Annotated in this window: 18 protein-coding genes; 9 read left to right on the plus strand and 9 right to left on the minus strand. The window is 53.7% G+C overall.

Annotation, left to right across the window (positions count from 1 at the left end; all coding sequences use genetic code 11):
- Nucleotides 1-87: 87 nt before the first annotated feature.
- The 3 genes from ACK4HN_RS00130 to ACK4HN_RS00140 all read right to left on the minus strand — a co-directional run bounded on the left by ACK4HN_RS00130 (nt 88) and on the right by ACK4HN_RS00140 (nt 3,616).
- Nucleotides 88-1,773 (minus strand): B12-binding domain-containing radical SAM protein, encoded by a 1,686-nt coding sequence (locus ACK4HN_RS00130; protein ID WP_409877056.1) that lies wholly within the window; start codon nt 1,771-1,773, stop codon nt 88-90.
- 69 nt (nt 1,774-1,842) lie between these two features.
- On the minus strand, nt 1,843-2,631 hold the full coding sequence (cpdA, locus tag ACK4HN_RS00135; RefSeq protein ID WP_409877057.1) for a 3',5'-cyclic-AMP phosphodiesterase: 789 nt from the start codon (nt 2,629-2,631) through the stop codon (nt 1,843-1,845).
- A 43-nt stretch (nt 2,632-2,674) separates the two neighbouring features.
- On the minus strand, nt 2,675-3,616 hold the full coding sequence (locus tag ACK4HN_RS00140; RefSeq protein ID WP_409868545.1) for a DMT family transporter: 942 nt from the start codon (nt 3,614-3,616) through the stop codon (nt 2,675-2,677).
- A gap of 221 nt (nt 3,617-3,837) precedes the next feature.
- On the opposite strand from ACK4HN_RS00140, the gene ACK4HN_RS00145 reads away from it, so the two are divergent.
- The 4 genes from ACK4HN_RS00145 to ACK4HN_RS00160 are packed head-to-tail and all read left to right on the plus strand — an operon-like array spanning nt 3,838 to nt 8,784.
- Nucleotides 3,838-5,724 (plus strand): hypothetical protein, encoded by a 1,887-nt coding sequence (locus ACK4HN_RS00145; protein ID WP_409868472.1) that lies wholly within the window; start codon nt 3,838-3,840, stop codon nt 5,722-5,724.
- A gap of 53 nt (nt 5,725-5,777) precedes the next feature.
- On the plus strand, nt 5,778-7,586 hold the full coding sequence (locus ACK4HN_RS00150; RefSeq protein ID WP_409868471.1) for a proline--tRNA ligase: 1,809 nt from the start codon (nt 5,778-5,780) through the stop codon (nt 7,584-7,586).
- Entirely contained in the window at nt 7,583-8,212 is a 630-nt protein-coding gene (locus ACK4HN_RS00155) for a methyltransferase domain-containing protein (protein WP_409868470.1), read from the plus strand. The genes ACK4HN_RS00150 and ACK4HN_RS00155 overlap by 4 nt, the downstream gene beginning before the upstream one ends.
- On the plus strand, nt 8,212-8,784 hold the full coding sequence (locus ACK4HN_RS00160; RefSeq protein WP_409868469.1) for a hypothetical protein: 573 nt from the start codon (nt 8,212-8,214) through the stop codon (nt 8,782-8,784). The genes ACK4HN_RS00155 and ACK4HN_RS00160 overlap by 1 nt, the downstream gene beginning before the upstream one ends.
- Here the strand turns inward: ACK4HN_RS00160 and murA are convergent.
- Complete coding sequence (gene murA, locus ACK4HN_RS00165; protein WP_409868468.1) at nt 8,740-10,059, minus strand: UDP-N-acetylglucosamine 1-carboxyvinyltransferase; 1,320 nt, start codon at nt 10,057-10,059, stop codon at nt 8,740-8,742. The genes ACK4HN_RS00160 and murA overlap by 45 nt on opposite strands.
- 129 nt (nt 10,060-10,188) lie before the next feature.
- Here murA and ACK4HN_RS00170 point away from each other — a divergent pair, with 129 nt between their 5' ends.
- From ACK4HN_RS00170 to aroB, 4 genes are all read left to right on the plus strand, one after another.
- On the plus strand, nt 10,189-10,620 hold the full coding sequence (locus ACK4HN_RS00170) for a hypothetical protein (protein WP_409868467.1): 432 nt from the start codon (nt 10,189-10,191) through the stop codon (nt 10,618-10,620).
- 163 nt (nt 10,621-10,783) lie between these two features.
- A complete protein-coding gene (locus ACK4HN_RS00175) occupies nt 10,784-13,384 on the plus strand; it encodes a glycogen/starch/alpha-glucan phosphorylase (protein WP_409877059.1) in 2,601 nt (866 codons plus the stop codon).
- A gap of 56 nt (nt 13,385-13,440) precedes the next feature.
- Entirely contained in the window at nt 13,441-14,706 is a 1,266-nt protein-coding gene (locus ACK4HN_RS00180) for an AmpG family muropeptide MFS transporter (protein ID WP_409877061.1), read from the plus strand.
- A 35-nt stretch (nt 14,707-14,741) separates the two neighbouring features.
- Nucleotides 14,742-15,848, plus strand: a complete 1,107-nt coding sequence (aroB, locus tag ACK4HN_RS00185; protein ID WP_409877062.1) for a 3-dehydroquinate synthase — start codon at nt 14,742-14,744, stop codon at nt 15,846-15,848.
- Here aroB and ACK4HN_RS00190 read toward each other — a convergent pair.
- Nucleotides 15,845-16,078 (minus strand): hypothetical protein, encoded by a 234-nt coding sequence (locus ACK4HN_RS00190; protein ID WP_409877063.1) that lies wholly within the window; start codon nt 16,076-16,078, stop codon nt 15,845-15,847. The two genes, aroB and ACK4HN_RS00190, sit on opposite strands and share 4 nt — an antisense overlap.
- A gap of 259 nt (nt 16,079-16,337) precedes the next feature.
- On the opposite strand from ACK4HN_RS00190, the gene ACK4HN_RS00195 reads away from it, so the two are divergent.
- The gene (locus tag ACK4HN_RS00195) at nt 16,338-16,772 is read left to right on the plus strand and encodes a hypothetical protein (RefSeq protein ID WP_409870348.1); all 435 of its coding nucleotides are present in this window, start codon (nt 16,338-16,340) and stop codon (nt 16,770-16,772) included.
- Here ACK4HN_RS00195 and nusB read toward each other — a convergent pair.
- Genes nusB through dnaJ form a run of 4 tightly spaced genes read right to left on the minus strand, consistent with a single transcriptional unit; the run spans nt 16,751 to nt 20,382 of the window.
- Nucleotides 16,751-17,389: a transcription antitermination factor NusB gene (gene nusB / locus ACK4HN_RS00200; RefSeq protein ID WP_409870350.1), complete on the minus strand. Its 639-nt coding sequence runs from the start codon at nt 17,387-17,389 to the stop codon at nt 16,751-16,753. The two genes, ACK4HN_RS00195 and nusB, sit on opposite strands and share 22 nt — an antisense overlap.
- A 25-nt stretch (nt 17,390-17,414) precedes the next feature.
- Complete coding sequence (locus ACK4HN_RS00205; protein ID WP_409870352.1) at nt 17,415-18,074, minus strand: DUF502 domain-containing protein; 660 nt, start codon at nt 18,072-18,074, stop codon at nt 17,415-17,417.
- Between the two features lie 33 nt (nt 18,075-18,107).
- Complete coding sequence (locus ACK4HN_RS00210) at nt 18,108-19,217, minus strand: tetratricopeptide repeat protein (RefSeq protein WP_409870354.1); 1,110 nt, start codon at nt 19,215-19,217, stop codon at nt 18,108-18,110.
- A gap of 43 nt (nt 19,218-19,260) precedes the next feature.
- A complete protein-coding gene (dnaJ, locus tag ACK4HN_RS00215; RefSeq protein WP_409870356.1) occupies nt 19,261-20,382 on the minus strand; it encodes a molecular chaperone DnaJ in 1,122 nt (373 codons plus the stop codon).
- Nucleotides 20,383-20,387 lie beyond the last annotated feature (5 nt).

Here is a 20,387-nt window from a genome sequence, read left to right on the forward strand (position 1 = left end):
ATTGCAGAGACACAGATCAGGATAACTTAGCTTAATAGTTCTATTATATGACTCTACAGTAAATAAATAAACCAACCTACCCCGTGGCTAACGCAGTTTGACCGCCAACTTGATTGCGGATGTGGATGATGAGGACGTTGAATTTTGTCGGCGTAGGCGTTGGGCATAGAAAGACGCCGCTTCATCACCACGGGCACATTCTTGGGCAAAGTTAATCAAATGATGCCCCACAACACCGACATGGATCACTTGTTCGATTTGGCCTTTTTTCAGAGCAGGCCATGCCAGTTTCCAGAAGGTCTTGCGATAGCTCCCCCAAAGCCCCACGTGCCAGAGGAGATTTTTCATAATCCGCAGTCCCCGCAGGATATTTTCACGGCTGAGGCGAGCCGGACTATTGGGCACGGCAATGCGGTTGGGATAGGTGTGCTCCATTTGGTAGGCAAACCGTTCGTAGAGGAATTCTGGTTCATAGGCGGCTGTGATCGTGCGGCGCCACATTTCCACCACCTCTTCGTAGGGCATGAGGAACTCCACATTGGATTCACGGCTTTCGTCATGGTTGAGGCGGCCTTCCGCTTCAAGGCGGCGCCAGAGGGGAGTACGGGGTAGGGCGTGCAGCAAGTTAATCGTCAATATGGGAATATGGGAGGCGCGAATAAACTCAAGGATGCGATCGCCCGTTTGGGGCGTATCGGTATCAAAGCCGATGATGATCCCAGAAACCACTTCCATGCCGTAACGATTGAGGGTTTGCACCGCCTGTAAAATGGGCATGCTTAGGTTTTGATCCTTGTGGATGGCGTGGAGTGCTTCAGGTTCTGGAGTTTCAATGCCACAGAAAATGGTACAGAAATAGGCTTCCCGCATCATTTCTAGGAGTTTTGGGCTTTGGGCAATGTTCAGCGTTGCTTCGCAGGCAAATTGCAGCGGGTAGCCATTGGCCTTTTGCCAGTCAATGAGGTGCGGTAGCAGTTCAGTTACGGCGCGGCGATTGCCAATAAAGTTATCGTCAACGAAATAGACCGCCCCCGGATTCCCAGAAGCGAGCATCGTATCCAATTCCTTGAGGATCTGCTGCGGCGTTTTCAGGCGTGGATTGCGGCCATAGAGTTCGGGAATATCGCAAAACTCACAGCGAAAGGGACAGCCACTGGAAAACTGCACACTGCCGAGGAAGTAATTTTCCATGCGCACGTGCTGGTAGGCAGGGATGGGAAACTCACTCAGGGGTAAGCGTGCCGTGGTTTCAAAGATTAATTGTTGGGGTGGACGCTGGCTGCCGTACTCGTCAAAGTAGGCAATCATTTTGTCTGTAGCATCCCCCAGTTCCCCAAGATGGAGAATATCCACATCGGGATAGTATTCCGGACAACTGGAGACCGAAGGCCCGCCGAGGGCAGTGAGTTTACCGTGACGATGGGCAATGTCGTTGATTTCTAAAATTTGCGGCCGCTGAATGTGCATGCCGCTGGTAATGACAATATCAGCCCAAGCATAGTCAGCATCGGTTGCTGGACGTACGTTTTCATCAATGAGGCGCACCTCCCAAGACTCTGGCAGATAGGCAGCCACCAATAGAATTCCTTGGGGTGGCATAAAGGCGCGCACCGTGCCCATGAGAGGGTAGGCGTGGTGAAACGTCCCAAAGGAGCGGCTATAGCGGGGAAAAATGCAAAGGATACGGCGATGGTTGCGGGGGGTATAGGGGACTCGACCATCGGTCATCTCGGGAACCACTTTAATCTCATCGGTGCTCCGACTGAGGTTCATAGCCCACCACTCCTACCGACACGCACTTTTCAATAGGTATAGCCTACAAACGCGGCTATCGCCTAGGTTTTAGTACCCTTTGGCACTAAAGTCCAATGTCAGGGGAATCTCTACCCGCTCAATGTGGGTGCTAAAGGTGCCATCGGGGTATAGGGATAGATGACGAAATCCCGGACCAATGGGTTCAAGGGAAAATTCAGGGGCGCGGGGCAAAAACTGGATACAGGTGGAGGGGCAACCGAGATACGTCACCCCTTGCCGCTCGGTGGCAAATTCTTGATGGATATGACCAAAGAGGACGAGCTTCACCTGGGGATGGCGGTCTAAAACGGCAAAAAGGTGCTCTGGGTTTTGGAGGCGACTGCTGTCAAGCCAAGGGGCACCGGTCTCAAAGGGGGGGTGGTGCAGGGCAATAAAGGTGGGGCGATCGCCACTGCGACTCAAGGTTGCCTCTAGCCAGCTTAGGGTTTCAGGACTCAATTCGCCATGGACTTTACCATCTGCTTGGGAACTGAGAAGCAGGCCTTGCCAAGCCCCAAGATTGATCTGGCGATCGCACTTCAGCGGGGGACGTTCCAAGGCCGGCAGCATTGCCCTAGGTTCATCATGGTTACCGGGAATCCAATAGACGGGACAGGTGAAGTTCCCAAAGGCAGTGGCCAAACGCTCGTAGGTGGCAGCAATCGGTTCTTGGGCTAAGTCTCCTGTGAGCAGTAAAGCATCCACAGGAAAATGATTGCGAATGATCTCTAAAACCGCAGCGAGGGATTGAGCCGTAGGCAGGCCAAGGAGTCTGCCGGCATCAGTGGCAAATAAATGCAGATCCGATAACTGGATCAGGCGAACAGGTTGCTTCATAAACTCGCTGGGGTCGGAGAACGCTGCGGCTCGGGTGCTCAGGCTACTTCATCTGATCAATCACCTTAACACTCACAGAGGTTGTCGATTCACGCAAGCGTGTAGGTAAGGGGAGTTGTTGCCACCACTGCCCCAGCACTTGGCGTTGATTGATGATGTAAATGCTAACCAGCGTCAGACCCACCCCCACCAACTGAACTGGACTCAGGGTTTCTCCCAAGAACCAATGCCCAAAGGTAAGGGCAAAGATGGGCGTGAGAAACGTCAGGGCACTGAGACTGGTGAGATTTCCTTTGGCAGCAAAATAGAAAAAGACACCGTAGGACAGGGCACTACCAAAGAGGGTGGCATAGCCAAGGTTGAGGACATCCGGCCAGTGGAGGGCTGCCCAAGGCGCTGGTGTATTCAAGCTCGGTAAGAGCAATAGGGGCAAGCCACCCAAGACCATGTGCCAGCCTGTCGCCATAACTGGATCGGCATAACGTGCCAAGGGACGCATGAGAATTGTTCCCACGGCCATCGAGAGGGCAGCCAACAGCATCCACAGTTCGCCCCGCTGCCACCACTGTCCCCAAGGAATGCCTTGCCATGCGCTAGGTTGCTGGAGCAGCGTCAACAGATCATCGCCTAGACCAATGCCACTAATGCCCACTAAGCCAAGGAATAGCCCCAGCCAGCCCCAACCTCCAACCCGCTCCTGATACAGCCAGCGGGACAGCAGTGCCACCGCCAAGGGTTGGGAGTCAATCATCACAGAGCCAAGACCGGCGCCAGTTTTTGCTAAGCCCGTGGCCAGAAACCCCTGAAATAAAAAGCCATCCACAAAGGCAAACAGACCAATCCATGCCCAAGCGCGCAAGCTATTGGGTTGGGGCTTACCGAGGGCGATCGCCACCGCTAAAACCAGAAGACCTGCGGGCACTAAACGTACGCCGGCGACCCAAAGGGGCGAAGTGTGGGGCATCACCTCCTTCATGGCCACCATGGCAGTTCCCCAGAAGAAAAAGGGGGAGATTAAAATCAAACGTTGCCAAAGTGCAGTCACAGGCGTAGCAAGATGCGGATAAATGTTAAGGATTATTGCGATTCGTATCCTCAAATTATAATCCTGCTGTGGGAAACAGCAACTTGAGGGGGGAATGGCCAAGTTGATTTGCTATAACAAGTTCTAATACCTTTCCTAGCATCCTAGGGGAACTCGAGGCAGTGGGTGAGGAGCCGCAGCAGGAAATGAAGGCATCAGAGGGCTGGCAACGGTGGTTTCGGCGGATGCCTAAGTCAGCGCAGCTCGCGATCGCCCCTGTGGAGACAGCAGCGACAGCCCCTGTACCCTCCCCCTGGCAAACCTACCGCCAACGCCTCATGGCATACGAGGGGTGGCCTTGGCTCATCCCTTTTTTAATCTCCGGGACAACCCTCGTGACCGCCTGTGCCTGGCTATTGGTTTTACCCCCGTTGCCTGATTGTCGTCACCCCGGTCTTATCATGGGTGACAGAGACCGCCTCTACTGTGCCGATCAAACCGCTCTCCACGGCAACTTGCCCTCTCTTGCGCAAGTCATTGAAACCATTAGTCGGTGGCCGCAGGATCACCCCCTTTTTCCTCAAGCGAAACGGCGGGTGGATGAATGGTCCGCTGCCCTATTGGTGATTGCCCGTCAACAGTTGAGCCAAGGCAATATCGACCTAGCCACTCTGCTGTTGAAAAAGATCCCCCCCACTGCAGCGAGCTACTCCCAAGCCCAAGAGCTACTGACCGCAACCAATGTAGGAGAAGGGGGGAACTTATTGGCCACGGCTGAGGCGGCGCTACGCCAGCAGGATTGGGGATTGGCCTTGCTGCAAGTGAAGTTGATGAACCAATTGGGAACTGACTACTGGCGGGAGCAAGCACAAAAGCTCTCGGTGCGCATTTCCCAAGAACAGGACGCATGGGTGCAATTGGTACAGGCACGGGATTTGGCGGCTTGGCTAACGGCCAATGAACTGGCAGAGGCGGTCATGCTGGCCTTGAAAATTCCGCCTGAGGCGGTTGTCTATGCCCAAGCCCAAGCGGATATTCGCCGTTGGATTCCCGAAGTGTTTACCTATGCAGAAGAACGCTTAGCGGCCGGCGATCGCGAGGGCGCTTTAGCCCTTATTGAGAAAATTGCCCCCGCCCTTGATGTGTCCTACCACAATCGCCCGATTGTCATCTTGGGACAGGCCAAAGCCCTCGCCGCTAAGGGAACAGTCTTGGGCTATTGGGAGGCGATCGCTCGCGTGCAGCAGATTCCTGCCACGGATACCTTCTATGAGTTGGCTCAAGCTTACCTCAAGACATGGCAGCAGCAATTGCGCAACCAACAGCAACTGCAGTGGGCAACTTGGCTTGCTAATTCTCATCTCCGTTGGGGCTATGCCCTAGCCATTGCTCAAGCGCAGCAGGTGCCCTTGGGTCAACCGGAACGGGGTCAAGCCCAGAGTTTAATTGCCCTGTGGCAACGGGATTTGCGCACGATTGATGAGCGCCCCCTGCTCCATGCGGCCATTGCCCTTGCCCAGCAGAAGGAGTATCGAGCTGCCTTGACAGTTTTGAACCACTTCCCGCCTAATGCCGTATTAGCCAGAGTGGTTGCTAACTACCGTGACGACTGGCAAGCCAAACTAGAAGAAATTGAGGATCGTCCCATTCTGGATCGCGCCATTCGCTTGGCGCGGGAAGGCAAACTGGAGGAAGCCATTCAAACTGCTGAGCAAATTGGTCGCGATCGCGCCCTCTACCGTGAGGCCCTCAATCGGATTTGGCAGTGGGATTACGAACTCAGCGTGCGCCAACGTCAACAGGCAGCACCAACTCCCGCTTGGTGGGAAAGTCCCCCCGAAAGTTCCTCCCAGCCAGCCGCCGAGCCAGAATCAGCTCCCCCAGTAACACCGCCGCCAGAAGCAGTGACGCCCGCGCCGACACCTGAGGCATCCCCTACGCCCACCCCTGAAACCACAGTTGCCCCCACCCCTGCTAGTCCTACACCGACCCCTGAAGCCACGGCTGCTCCAGCGCCGACCCCTGTTCAACCGCCACCAGCGGCACCCGAACCAACGGTTACCCCCTAGGGATCGCCTGCCATCGTAAAATAGAGGCTCTGTGCAGTATCGGTAGCCCAGCTATGCGCCTCTCGCAAATGCTTTTTGTTACGCTTCGCGATGATCCAGCGGAAGCAGAAATTCCCAGCCACAAACTATTGCTGCGGGCAGGGTACATTCGGCGGATTGCCAGTGGCATCTATAGCTATCTGCCCTTGATGTGGCGAGTGCTGCAAAAAGTCAGCGCCATTGTCCGCGAGGAAATGAATCGCAGTGGTGCCTTGGAGTGTTTGCTGCCGCAACTGCAACCTGCTGAACTTTGGCAAGAGTCCGGACGCTGGGATACCTATACCAAGGCCGAAGGGATCATGTTTTCCCTCACAGATCGTGCTGAGCGGCAGTTGGCACTAGGACCCACCCATGAGGAGGTGATCACCACCCTCGCCAAGGACTTGATTCGCTCCTATCGGCAGTTGCCCGTTCATCTGTACCAAATTCAAACAAAATTTCGTGATGAGATTCGCCCGCGATTTGGTCTGATGCGGGGACGGGAATTTATTATGAAGGACGGCTACTCGTTTCATGCTGATGTGGCCAGTCTTAAGGAAACCTATCAGGTGATGTATGACACCTATAGCCGCATTCTTCAGCGCTGTGGCTTGACGTTTCGAGCTGTGGAAGCGGATTCGGGTGCGATTGGCGGATCAGGATCCCATGAGTTTATGGTGCTGGCTGCCGCTGGCGAAGATGAGGTGCTCTATACCGCTGATGGCCAATACGCCGCCAATGTGGAAAAGGCTGTTTCCCTACCCCCTGACCCTGTGCCCACAACCTACAAAAAGGTGGCGACGCTGGATACTCCCAATACACCAACTATTGATGCCCTTGTTGAACACTTGCAGTGCCATCCCAGCCAAATTGTGAAAAATGTCCTCTATCGAGCGGTTTTCGATAATGGGCGAGTGGGGCTAGTGTTGGTGAGTATTCGCGGCGATCAAGAGGTGAATAGCGTTAAGCTGCACAATACCCTCACTTCCCTTGCGCCCAACTACGGGGGAACAAAATTGCTGGATCTGCGGGTGGCGGATGCCAATACAGCCCAAGAGTGGGCAGCAACCCCCATTCCCTTTGGTTACATTGGCCCTGATTTAGAAGATGCGGTGATTAAAGCCGATCCCCAAATTATTCCCCAGTGGATTCGCATTGCCGATCGCACCGTGACGGAATTGAAGCGATTTATTACCGGCGCCAATCGAGATCAACAGCATCGGGTGGGGGTGAATTGGGGTAAATCCTGTCCCTTGCCAGCGATTGTGGCCGATGTGCGCAAAGCCCAAGCGGGCGATCGCGCCTGTCACGATCCCAACCAGTACCTAGAAAGTGCACGGGGGATTGAAATTGGACATATTTTTCAGTTGGGCACCAAGTATTCGGAGGCGATGAAGGCCACTTACACCAATGAACGGGGGGAAGAAGTGCCGCTGGTGATGGGCTGCTATGGCATTGGCGTTTCCCGCTTGGCTCAGGCGGCGGTGGAGCAGCACCACGATGAAAACGGCATCATTTGGCCGCTGGCGATCGCTCCCTATCAAGTGATCATTGTCGTGCCCAACATTGAGGACAGCCAGCAAATGCAGGTGGCCACTGACCTCTACAAACGGCTTCAAGCAGCAGGCATTGAGGTGCTCCTCGACGATCGCGATGAACGGGCAGGGGTGAAATTCAAAGATGCTGATCTCATTGGCATTCCCTATCGGCTGGTGACAGGGCGGGCGATCGCCAATGGGGAAGTGGAACTCGTTATCCGCGCAACAGGGGCTAAATCCACCCTCCCCTTAACGGAGGTTGTTCGTTATCTTCAGAAGGAGATTGCTGAGCAGTTAGCCCGATGATTCTCAATCCCCAACAGCGCACGAAATTGGATAGCCGCAGCGATGATCTCTTTTATGCGGCACCGCGCTTTGTCACGCATGTGGATGATTTCTTTCTAGCGCGCCTCACGGATCTCTACCGCCAATACTTGCAGCCGCAGATGCGGGTTTTGGACTTAATGAGTAGTTGGGTGTCCCATCTGCCCCCAGAAATCTCCTTTCAGGAAGTGGTGGGTCATGGCCTGAATGCGTTGGAGCTAGCCCGCAACCCGCGGCTGGATCGTTATTTCGTTCAAAACCTCAATGAAGAGTTGGCTCTGCCCCTCGAGGATGCCAGTTTTGACGCTGTGCTGATGGCGGTATCGGTGCAGTATCTGCAGTATCCAGAGGCCATCTTCACAGAAATTGCCCGCATCCTCAAGCCCCAAGGGGTCGTCATTGTCAGCTTCTCGAATCGAATGTTTTTTGAGAAGGCAATTCAGGCGTGGCGAGACGCTACTGAGGGCGATCGCGTGCAGTTGGTGCAAGCCTATATCAACAGCATTCCCTCCCTGAAAGTCATCGAGACCCATCTACCCCGTCCCTGGTCTTGGCTGGGATTCACCGATCCCTTCTACGCTGTCGTTGGTCAAAAGCAGTTGGCGTGATGGTTAGAGGGGGTGTCTATGAGCAGTTTCGCGGTGCCCTCCTTGGACTCCTCTGGGGCATTGCCAAAGAGAATCCTCAGTTTGCACAGGCACTGCCGCACCAATGGTTAGCTCCCAACCAAGGGGAGTGGCCAGTTCAGCTTCCGCAGTTGTTGGCCTCATGGGATCAGCCTCTGATTGCAGTCTGCGGGGAGTTGCAGGAGATTCAGACCCTGCTCCATGAATACCTCAAGGCGGCTTGGGCACCTGAGCCTTTGCCCGTACCCCCAGAGAGAGGGGAGATGATCCGCTATGCCTTGGCGATCGCCCCTTGGGACTTAGAATTAGCCCATGAAATTGTTATCCAGCAGCAACCCAGCGCTGGTCTTCTCTTAAGCTGTCTTTTTGGTGCCTATTGGGGAGCATTGGCCTTACCCCTCAGCGCATGGGAGCATTGGACACCCACCGTAGCTGAAGTACTGAGGAATGCGATGGCGCAATGGACAGGCGGTATAGGAACCGAGATTGCAGTTGCCCCCAAGGCCGCACTAAAAAACTGGCGAAGGCGCTGCACTTGGAATATAGCGCTCTAGCTGGGCGCCCAAACCCCGCAGCTTGGCTTCAATTTGCCAGTAGCCCCGATCTAAGTGCTGCAAGCCATAGACGTGGGTTTCCCCGTGGGCAGCCAGTCCAGCAACAACTAAAGCCGCTGTGGCACGTAAATCCGTCCCCGTTACGGGTGCACCCGAAAGATGAGGCACCCCTCGGATAGCGGCGTGATTCCCTTTGACACGAATATCGGCCCCCATGCGATTGAGTTCAGCCACATGGCCAAAGCGATTTTCAAACACCGTTTCGCTGACTAAACTATTCCCCTCACTGATGGCCAGCAATGTCATCATCAAGGCCTGCATATCCGTGGGAAAGCCGGGGTATGGGAGCGTTTCAATATCGGTGGCACGATAGCGCTGGGCAGGGGTAAAGCGCGCACGAGTAGGATCGGGAAATTCAACCGTTGCTCCCATTTCTTCGAGTTTGGCGATAACGGGAGTGAGATGACTGGGAATCACCGGTGCAAGGGTAATGGCCGAGCGGGTGACAGCAGCGGCCAAGAGAAATGTACCCGCTTCAATGCGATCGGGAATAATTTCGTATTCAGTGCTGTGGAGGCGATCGACCCCGACAATGGTGATCGAATTGGTGCCGGCGCCATAGATTTTTGCCCCCATGGCGATGCAGAAGTTGGCCAAATCCACTACTTCCGGTTCTTGGGCGGCATTTTCAATCGTGGTTTCCCCCTCGGCAAGGGTGGCGGCCATCATTAGGGTTTCCGTGGCGCCGACGCTGGGATAGTCCAAATAAATCCGTGTTCCCTTAAGTTTGGCTGCCTTGGCAGTAACGACACCATGATCAATCGTGACTTCGGCCCCCATTGCTTGCAGACCCCGCACATGGAGTTCCACTGGACGGGCACCAATGGCACAGCCACCGGGCAAAGGAACGCGGGCAACGCCCAAGCGTGCCACTAAAGGGCCAATGGCAAAGAAACTTGCCCGCAGTTGGCTGACCAAGCGATAGGGGGGATCATTGGTATTTAAGTCCGTGGCATCAATGGCGATCGCTTCACTACCGAGGCGTTGTACTTTGACCCCCAATGCCTGTAAAATTTCCCCAAGGCGACGAATATCCGCTAAGTCAGGCACCCCATAGAGAACGGTTGTATCGGCTGCCAAGAGTGCCCCCGCCATCAACACCAGTGCTGAATTCTTGGCTCCGCTAATCCTCACCTCACCCGATAACCGATAGCCCCCCTGAATCTTGAGATGTGCCTGCTCTGTGGTCAGCGGCGTTGCGGTCGAGGTTAGCATATTTCACTCTCACAGCCAAAAGAATTCCAAGCGATTATATCCTATCAGTGCGAATTTTATGCAAGGATCAGTATTGACAAAAGAGTGACAAACGCTCCCTTGTTGTTTTGCAAATAATTTAACGATTGGATGGAACATCAAAACCTCAGTGATTTACTGCGGCAAGAGGCAGCCAAACAGCGTCAAGCTCCCAGCAAGCGGAGTCGCCACCAGCCCACCAAGGCAGAACTGGAGCAAGAACTGACCATCCTCAAAGCAGCCTTAGCCGCCGCAGAAGCTGAGAAAACCGCTCAGAGCACCCAGATAGAGCAACTACAAAAGGAAGTGCAAACGTGGCGCGATCGCGCCCAAGCCTTTGAAAATGAGCTTCAGGAACTCCAAACCCGCCATCAGGCCTTAGAAGCCGAATTTGAAGAGGCGAAAGAAGTCATTCGCCAACTTACTGCGCCTCAGCCCTACCGTTTTGAGGATGTGGGATTTAAGCCCCTTGTTAATGAGATTCCCACCCCCAATCCCAATGGGTCTCACCTCGGCGATGCGGAAATGGGTTGGTTTGACTAGGAATGGTCTAGGCACTGAGGTCACGTTTTGAGAAGATTAAAAAAATGTAAAGGCAGATAAATCAATTATTAAAATTCCCGCAGCGGTAATCTAATGTACATTTCACAAATCTGTATTAGCCTTAAGTTAAGTTATTTCCGATTCCTTCAGAGCCACAGGTTGCATGAATAATTCCGCCACTCCTAACGGTACTCCTGTTGATTCAGTTTCCCACACCAACTCTCCTGCCAAGGACAAACACTGCGATCTGTATATCGAAAGCGATCGCACAGGGATGACAGTGGAAACCCTGAAGCGCGCCTTTGTTGATAATCTCCACTACATCCAGGGCAAGGATGCCATGTTTGCCACCCCCTACGATTACTTCATGGCACTGGCCTACACGGTGCGCGATCGCCTACTGCATCGGCGGATTAAAACCGCCCAAACCTATTTTGAGCAGGATGCCAAGGTGGTCTATTATCTGTCGGCAGAGTTTCTCATTGGTCGCCTGCTCCTGAACAACCTGATTAACGTTGGCCTCTACGAGCAAACCCAACAAGCAATGGCCGACTTTGGCCTTGACCTCAATGAACTCATGGAGGGCGAACCGGAGCCGGGGCTAGGCAATGGCGGTTTAGGACGCTTGGCGGCTTGTTTCCTCGACTCTCTCGCAACTCTTGAAATTCCCGCTGTCGGCTACGGCATTCGCTACGAATTTGGTATTTTCGAGCAAATCATCACCAATGGCTGGCAGCACGAAGTGCCCGACAACTGGCTGCGCTTTGGTAACCCTTGGGAGATTGCCCGTCCCGATTACAACGTTGAAGTCAAATTTGGCGGCCACACCGAAGCCTACACCGATGCCCAGGGGCACTACCGCGTGCGCTGGGTTCCTAGCACCACGGTTTTTGGCACACCCTATGATACGCCCATTCCCGGCTATGGCAAAAATACGGTAAATACGCTCCGGCTGTGGAGTGCCCGTGCAGCGCAGGACTTTAACCTTCAGGTGTTCAACGCGGGTGACTACACCCAAGCCGTCTCCGAAAAAACCTTTAGTGAGAATATCTCGAAGGTCCTCTACCCCAACGACAACACCCCCCAAGGCAAAGAATTGCGGCTGCGGCAACAGTATTTCTTTGTCTCCTGTTCGTTGCAGGACATTATTCGTCTCTATCTACGGCGGCACACCAGCTTTGATGCTTTCCCCGATAAAGTGGCCATTCAGCTCAACGATACTCACCCTGCCATTGGTGTGGCTGAACTGATGCGACTGCTGGTGGATGAGTACCAACTTCCGTGGGAAAAAGCCTGGGACATCACCCAGCGCACCTTTGCCTATACCAACCACACGCTGCTGGCGGAAGCCCTCGAACGCTGGTCGGTAGAACTTTTTGGTCAACTGCTACCGCGTCATCTAGAAATCATTTACGAGATTAACTATCGCTTTCTAAATGAGGTTCGCCTGCGCTACCCCGGTAACACCGCACGGTTGGCACGGATGTCCCTAATTGAGGAAGGCTATCCCAAGCAGGTGCGCATGGCGCATTTGGCCTGTGTCGGCAGCCATACGGTGAATGGCGTAGCCGAACTGCACACTGAGCTGATCAAGCAGGAGCTGATGCGGGACTTCCATGAGATGTACCCCAACAAGTTCCAGAACAAAACCAATGGGATTACTCCCCGCCGTTGGCTGTTGATGAGCAATCCGCGCTTGGCCAGTTTGATTACCGAAACCCTGAAGAGCGATCGCTGGATTACCCACTTAGAAGATCTACGAGGCCTAGAACCCTACGCTACCGATCCCGCCTTTCAAGCCAAGTGGCAGCAAATCAAACAAGCCAATAAAGAGCGCTTGGCGGAGTATATCTGGCGCAACAATCAAATCGAAGTCGATCCCTATTCCCTCTTTGACATTCAAGTTAAGCGCATCCACGAGTATAAGCGGCAGCACTTAGCGGTGCTCCACATCATTACGCTCTACGAGCAACTCAAAGCCAATCCCCACATGGACATTCAGCCGCGCACGTTTATTTTTGGCGGCAAGGCAGCCCCCGGCTATTTCATGGCCAAGATGATCATCAAGCTGATCAATTCTGTGGCTGACATGGTGAACCACGATAGTGATGTAAATGGCCGCCTTAAGGTGGTGTTCCTGAGCAACTACTCTGTTTCCCTTGGCGAAATCGTTTACCCAGCTGCTGATCTCTCAGAACAGATCTCCACTGCTGGCAAAGAGGCCTCTGGCACTGGGAACATGAAGTTTGCCCTCAATGGTGCCCTGACGATTGGCACACTTGATGGCGCCAATGTGGAGATCCGCCAAGAGGTGGGGGCAGAGAACTTCTTCCTCTTTGGTTTGACGGCACAAGAGGTGATGAGCCTGAAAGCAGAGGGCTACAATCCCCGTGAGTATTACAACAGCAACCCAATGCTCAAGAAGGTGATTGACAGTCTGATTTCCAATTACTTCAATCCGCGTGAGCCAGGGCTATTTGAACCCATTGTCAACTCATTACTGAATGAAGACCAGTACATGCTCCTAGCGGACTACCAATCCTATGTGGACTGTCAGCAACGGGCAGCCCAAGCCTTCCGCAACAAGGCTCACTGGACACAGATGTCGATTCTCAATGTGGCGCGCATGGGCAAATTCTCGAGCGATCGCACGATTGCTGAGTACTGCAAAGACATCTGGCACGTCAAACCCGTCCCTGTTTCCCTAGATACCTGTCGGCCTGCTTTTCGCCCTAGCCGTGCCAGTCAAGCCAGTAGTCTTTAGGTTCCTGCCCTTTTTGCTCTAAACTAGGGCAAGTCCTAAGCAGTGGAACAAAATAAATGGCGGGAATCAGCGCAGCCCTACGAGTGTTTCAAAGTCGCAAAATGCTGGCACTGCTCCTGTTGGGATTTTCGTCAGGGTTGCCGCTGTTTCTCACCAGTCGGACGCTGCAAGCTTGGATGACCGTTGAGGGCATTGACTTGACTGCCATTGGCCTCTTCAGCTTGGTGGGGTTACCCTATTCCCTAAAGTTTCTCTGGTCACCCTTGCTGGATCGCTATACGCTCCCTTTTTTGGGACGGCGGCGGGGTTGGTTACTGCTGATTCAAGTGCTTCTCCTAGGGGCGATCGCCCTCATGGCGGTACAGGATCCCAGTACGAGCCTGCGCCTGTTGGCGGTGAATGCCTTGGCCATTGCCTTCTTGAGCGCCAGCCAAGATATTGCCGTGGATGCCTACCGTGCCGATGTCCTTGACCCCCTAGAAATGGGAGCAGGGGCAGGGATTTACGTTCTTGGCTACCGCCTTGCGCTCTTGGTCACGGGTTCCCTTGCCCTGATCCTTGCCGATCACCTGCCCTGGCCAGTGGTTTACGTCCTCATGGCGCTGCTCATGCTAGTGGGCATGGTCACGACCCTCTGGGCACCGGAACCAGCCGTACATCCCCCAGCGCCGCGTTCCTTAGCTGAAGCAGTGATTCGCCCCTTCTTGGACTTTTTCCAGCGCTACGGCTGGGGAACGGGGTTGGTGATTCTCCTCTTTATCTGCCTCTATCGCTTGGGGGATGCCCTCACTGGCAACATGATGACCCCTTTTCTGTTGCAGCAGGGCTTTAGCCAAACCCAAATTGGGGCAGTGCAGGGGGGGGTGGGGTTGATGGCCACAATTGTGGGTGCCCTTGCCGGCGGGGCGGCCATCAGCCAAATCGGGATTCACCGTGCCCTGTGGATCATGGGGGGATTGCAAGCCTCCAGCAATATCTCCTATTTTGTGTTGGCCAATGCCGGTGCCAACCCCACGGTGATGGTGGCGGCCATTAGTATTGATAACTTCTGTGCGGGGCTGGCGATCGCGGCCTTAACTGCACTCCTGATGAGCCTCTGTAATCCCCAATTTAGTGCCACGCAGTATGCCCTGCTCTCTAGTCTTTTTGCTTTTAGTCGGGATGTTCTGGCGGCTCCTGCAGGTAAAGCCGCAGAGATCATGGGGTGGCCGCTCTTTTTTCTCTTTACGATTGGGGCTGCCTTACCAGCCCTGCTACTGCTGCCATTTTTTGCCCCTTGGCGAGGGAAGCCAGCGTTCCCCCGACCGGGTAGTGATGAATGAAAAGATTGGAGTAGATGTCCCTAGCAAAGTCAACAATGACCACTTTGATTTCCGTTCCCCTTGGTGAGCACGCCTACCGCATCGCCATTGGTGCCAATATACGGCGGCAGTTGCCTACGCTGTTGGCTGCATATACGTCCTTGACCCCCCAAGCCCCTGCCCTGATCGTCTCCAATCCGCAAATTTGGCGACACTATGGCACGGACGTGCACGAGGCATTAACGCAAGCGGGCTGGCAGGTTACCCCTTGCATCCTACCGGCGGGGGAACGCTACAAAACCCTCAGAACCGTGGAGAAGATCTATGATGCTGCCCTGAGTCAGGGCTTGGAGCGGGGTTCCACTCTCTTTGCCCTTGGCGGTGGGGTCATTGGTGACATGACCGGCTTTGCGGCAGCGACCTGGCTGCGGGGGATTGCCGTGGTTCAGATTCCCACCAGTCTCTTGGCGATGGTGGATGCAGCCATTGGCGGCAAAACAGGGGTGAACCATCCCCAGGGCAAAAATCTCATCGGTGCCTTTCATCAACCCCGTCTTGTGGTCATTGATCCCGATGTTTTGGTAACCTTGCCCCCCAGAGAATTTCGGGCTGGCATGGCAGAGGTGATCAAATACGGCGTGATTTGGGATGCTCAGCTATTTGACCTGCTGAGTCAGTTGCCGTGCTTGGATCGTATGGTTGCTTTGCCTGCTGAACAGTTGCTTCAAATTCTAGAGCGTTCCTGTCAAGCAAAGGTGGATGTGGTCAGCAAGGATGAGCGAGAAGCGGGTTTGCGGGCTATTTTGAATTACGGGCACACCATTGGCCATGCCCTTGAAAGTATGGGTAACTATCGTCTTTTGAACCACGGCGAGGCTGTGGCCATTGGTATGATTGCCGCTGGCGAACTGGCGGTGGCGTTGGGGTATTGGTCAGTTGAAGAGGCTGCTGCCCAACGGGCATTGATTCTCAAGGCAAAACTACCGACAACGATCCCAGCTCACTTTGATGTCGAGGGACTGCTGGCACTTCTGCAACATGACAAGAAGGTTCAGGCACAAAAGGTGCGGTTTATTCTCCCCACTGCCATTGGCCATGTGGAAATTTTTGATCAGGTGCCAACAGAACTAATTCGGGAAACACTCCATCGGCTCCAAGCCTAGCTAGGGGATGAGGTATCTAGCAAACATTTTTTGCTGGCTTTTAATTCCTTCCAGAGATTTTTGATTTGCTCGTAAGCTTCCTGAGGGGAGAGCTTGCCACTGTTTTCAAGGCCGGCAATATAGCTCACGCGGGTGGCAAACTCCTGCAAGTTAGCATCAAATAAAAAGTTTTCGGGTGTAAAGTCACCGTGGTAACGGCTATGGGGATGTAAAAATTCGTATTTATTCATTGCTTACCTATCCTTTTTTCTCAGAAATTAACCTAGCTTTAACTTCATTTTAACTAATTTCTCTCAGATAACCGTAGCTGCGGTAACAAAACCGTGATCTTACTGGCGGGAAAACGGGGCTTTGTTAACAACTGTTGGCAAATGGTTAAGCATTATTAACTCTGATTGATCAAATAAAGGAGACTTATCACACTACATAAGGGAAGCGCGATCCCTAGCGATCGCTGGATATCAATGCTGTTATTTGGGAAATAGATACATGATGCACGGACTCTCCTTGGCTCCCCGTTATCGTTTAGATGATGTTGATCCTTGGCTCTTGGGAATTGATCCCAGCCGTCACTATTGGCTGCAAGTCAATGGGAATCCCCAACAACGGGTGGCCATTCCGGGGGTCTGTGTCCAGAGCATCTCAGAACTGCGGGAGATTATGGAGGCGGTGCGATCGCTCCTACCGGGGCAGCAGTTGCAAATTCAGCGGGCAGCTAGCTGCCTAGAAATTCACTGTGTGGCGGACAATCTGCTGGCGATCGCCCACCCTGTTGACGGTGCTCTGACTTGGCATCTTTTTGATCGTGAAACCCTCGAAAGTTTAGTGATGAGTGCCCATCCCCACTGGCAATGTCGGCCTCAGGATGTAGAATTGGGTCGGCAGCAATTGTGGCAGTCGTTTCAGTTACCAGTGGCCGCCTGAACTGTGTCAAGGACTTCACTAATCCGCCGCAGTACGCCATTGATAAAGCGGTGGCTGCCCTCGTCACTATAGCGTTTGGCCAGTTCAATGGCCTCGTTAATCGCCACTTGCTTGGCCACGTCAAGATAGCGCATCTCCGCGACGGCAATTTCAAGAATGGCGCGGTCTATTTGTGTCAGTCGCTCCAGCTGCCAATCCACCATGGAGCGATTCACCAGATCCTCAATCTCGGCTCGATGCCGCTGTAAACAGCGCAGCAGGGCGATCGCGTAGGCTTGCACCTCATCTTGGTGGGCAAAGTAGAGGATCTCAGGTAAATCAAGGGCAGCGCCCATTTTGTTCAAGCCCTGTTCGGCTTGCTGGAGAGCATCTTGAAGCGCCACCTGTGCCTTTTCGAGGTGGGGCAACTGAAACTCACTGTGGCGAAGCAGTCGCTGACTTTCACTGAGTTTACTGCCGGCCTGTTCGAGGGTATCGCGCACATCACTTGCCAACGTCCGTACAGCCGTTAAGATCAAACTGCGGCAGTCACTTTCATCAAGTAGTTTCGGTTGGCGCAGCACTTGAGCGGCATTGAGCAACGCCAATTCACGGGCAACACGACGAGCAGTAATCATGGGGCAAATCCTCAAAAACGAGTTTTTAGCGCAACGAAGCAGGGGCAGGGGGCAGAGTCGAGGTCGGAACTGATTCTGGTGTCACAATCCCCCCCGAAATAATCAGCTTAAAGGCATCCTCGATCCAAATGTCCAAATCCCGCACATCCCGCTCACTGGCAATCACATACCAACCCGTGGTGGGGTTAGGGGATGAGGGGATAAATAAGCTCAACATCGGCTCGGAAAACACCGTCTGCAATGAACCATTAATTGTGCCAGTCACAAAAGCCACCGCCCACAGACCCGGACGCGGGTATTCTACGAGCACCACCCGCCGAAAGCGATCGCGCGAATCCCGCAGAATCGTCTCTAGAAGCTGTTGCAGCACTTTATAAATGGCACCGCGCTTGAGGATGCTCTCACCCGTGTTCAAGAGCCACTGGCCAAAGATATTGCGTGCCATCAAGCCAATGCGCAGAATCCCTGTTAAGGGCACGAAAATCTCCACTGCCACATTGAGCAGATCCACCAACAGGGGGTGCCATGTTTTGAAGGGATTCACTTGCTTAGGAATACGGGTGAGGAGAGCCAACACCCAACTGGAGACAGAAATCGATAGCCAAATCGTCGTTGCCAGTGGGATCACCACCAGCAGACCAGCAATGAGATCATTGTTAATTGCTTGTTGGAGTTGGTGCAGCACAGATACTCGCGCGAGCAGACTTCTGTTTCTAGCTTAGCGGTTGCTGCCACTGCGGGCACGGTGAAAGGCCAAGCTGCTGTAGAGCATGAAAGCGGCATCCCAAAGACTGTCTTCGCGACGAAAGAGGTTAATGTGGGGGGGAATTTTACTCAGGAGTTCGGTAAAGTCCAAGGCGGTTTCAGCAAAGCTGGTGAAGTCTTGCCATACGGGGCGATCGCCACAGTGCTGCTGCCACAAACTCGATAACTGCCGCCACTTCACCCATGAGGTATTTTGATCCAGATCTAAATCACTTTGGATCACCGCCGCCACCTGATTGAGGGGAATCCCCTGATGAAATTGGTAACCGCCACGATAAAAGCGCAGGATTTGATTTTGCTGAAAGAGGTGGAGATCACAGCACTGGGCATGATCCTGAATTTGTTCTTTGCGGGTGATTTTCCCTTGGCGATCGCGATCGAACACCTGCTCAAAAATTGGCAGCAACCCCTCCACTCGCTGGCTAACCTGTGACCAAGTAAACGTTAGCTCCACAGGTTCTGGTGATAATGAACTAGTACACACCACACGGGGCTGTGGCTGCAAGGCCGCAAAATAACGCACCTGCAAGACGGGTGTGGCTGTCAGTGCCTCAAAGGGGACACAAAAGAGAGTAAACCCCTGCTGTTTCAGCTCTTGGCAATAGACCGTGAGTTCTGCAAAATTACCCGTGCGAATTAAGCGCCAGCCCCGCGACGGAATTAACAGTCGCGCCGTGTAGGGGTCAATCTTAAACATGGTGGCCAAAAGACGAGCAAGGATCGTGCGTTGCTCAGGGGCAGCCACCCCCTCTAGAACAAGAACACCCTGCTGCTCCACTCCCACCACGGCATGGGTTGCTAAAATCGCCTGTTGTCGCTGTTGTTGACGAATTTGCTCAATTTTTTCGAGACCGCGCCGGGCCATTTGGGTCAGCTTGGAACCGCAGTTGAGGCGCAGTAATTGGCGAAAGTCTGACTCCGCTGCCTCTAATCGCTCTGTCTTGAGGTGGAGTTGACCGCGGCACAGAAGCACACGGGGATCATCAGGAGGCAAGGTGGCCAGCAACTTTTCTGCCTGTTGGAAATTTCCTTCATCCAGTGCTGTTAAGACCTCAGTCAGCATGGCCGGCGCCCCCCGACGTTTTTTCTATTTTAGGCAATGCGCCCTAACCACCAAATAAGCTGCCGAGGAAGCCCTCTAAACCACCCTTGCCCATGCGCTCGCCGCGAATTTTTGCCAATTTCTCCAGCAGTTCTCGCTCCTCATGGGTGATGTGGGTGGGAATTTCCACATTAACGGTAATGAGGTGATCACCTCGCGCCACAGGATTGCCTACCCGGGGTACACCGCGGCCTTCTAGAACTAACACCGTACCGGGTTGGGTGCCTGCGGGAATCTTGAGTTCTGCTTCTCCATCCACCGTGCTCACGGGAATCCGACAGCCCAGAATTGCTTGCAGGTAGCTAATTTTAATCCGCGACAGAATGTTGTTGCCTTCGCGCTGAAATTCGGGATCAGGTTCGACAAAAAGATACACATAAAGATCTCCCGGCGGGCCTCCCCGCAGACCGGCATCCCCTTCCCCTGAGACCCGCAGCCGCGTGCCATTGTCCACCCCAGCAGGAATCGTAATTTTCAGCTTTTTGCTGACTTGGATATGGCCTTGGCCACCGCAGGACTCACAGCGATCTTCAATCACCACACCAGAGCCACCACAGGTAGGACAGGTGGTTAGTTGCGTAAAACTGCCGAAGGGGGTTCGTGCCGATCTCCGCACTTGACCAATGCCACCACAGGTACTACAGGTAACTGGTCGGGTACCGGGTTTTGCCCCAGTTCCTTGACAGGCTTTACAGGTTTCTAAATGGTTGATGCGAATTTCCTTCTCGCCGCCAAAGACAGCTTCGCGAAATTCCAGTTTCAGGTCATAGCGCAAATCTTCCCCGCGGGTGGGTCCTTGCTGTCGCCGACTACTCGTGGCAAAGCCGCCAAAGAAGGTCTCAAAAATATCGGCGAAGCCACCCATGTCGCCAATGCCAAAATCACTAAAGCCAGTCGCTCCAACACCACTGACCCCGGCTTCACCAAAGCGATCGTAGTTGGCTCGTGCTTGGGGATCCGAGAGCACCTCATAGGCACGGTTGATTTCCTTGAATTTTTCTTCAGCGCCCGGTTCTTTGTTCACGTCAGGGTGATACTTGCGAGCCAAGCGCCGGTAGGCTCGTTTTATCTCTTCAGCATCCGCAGAGCGGGAAACACCCAAGATCTCATAGAAATCACGAGCCATAGTCA

The organism is Thermosynechococcus sp., from assembly GCF_046299655.1.
In the GTDB taxonomy this organism is placed as follows: domain Bacteria; phylum Cyanobacteriota; class Cyanobacteriia; order Thermosynechococcales; family Thermosynechococcaceae; genus Thermosynechococcus.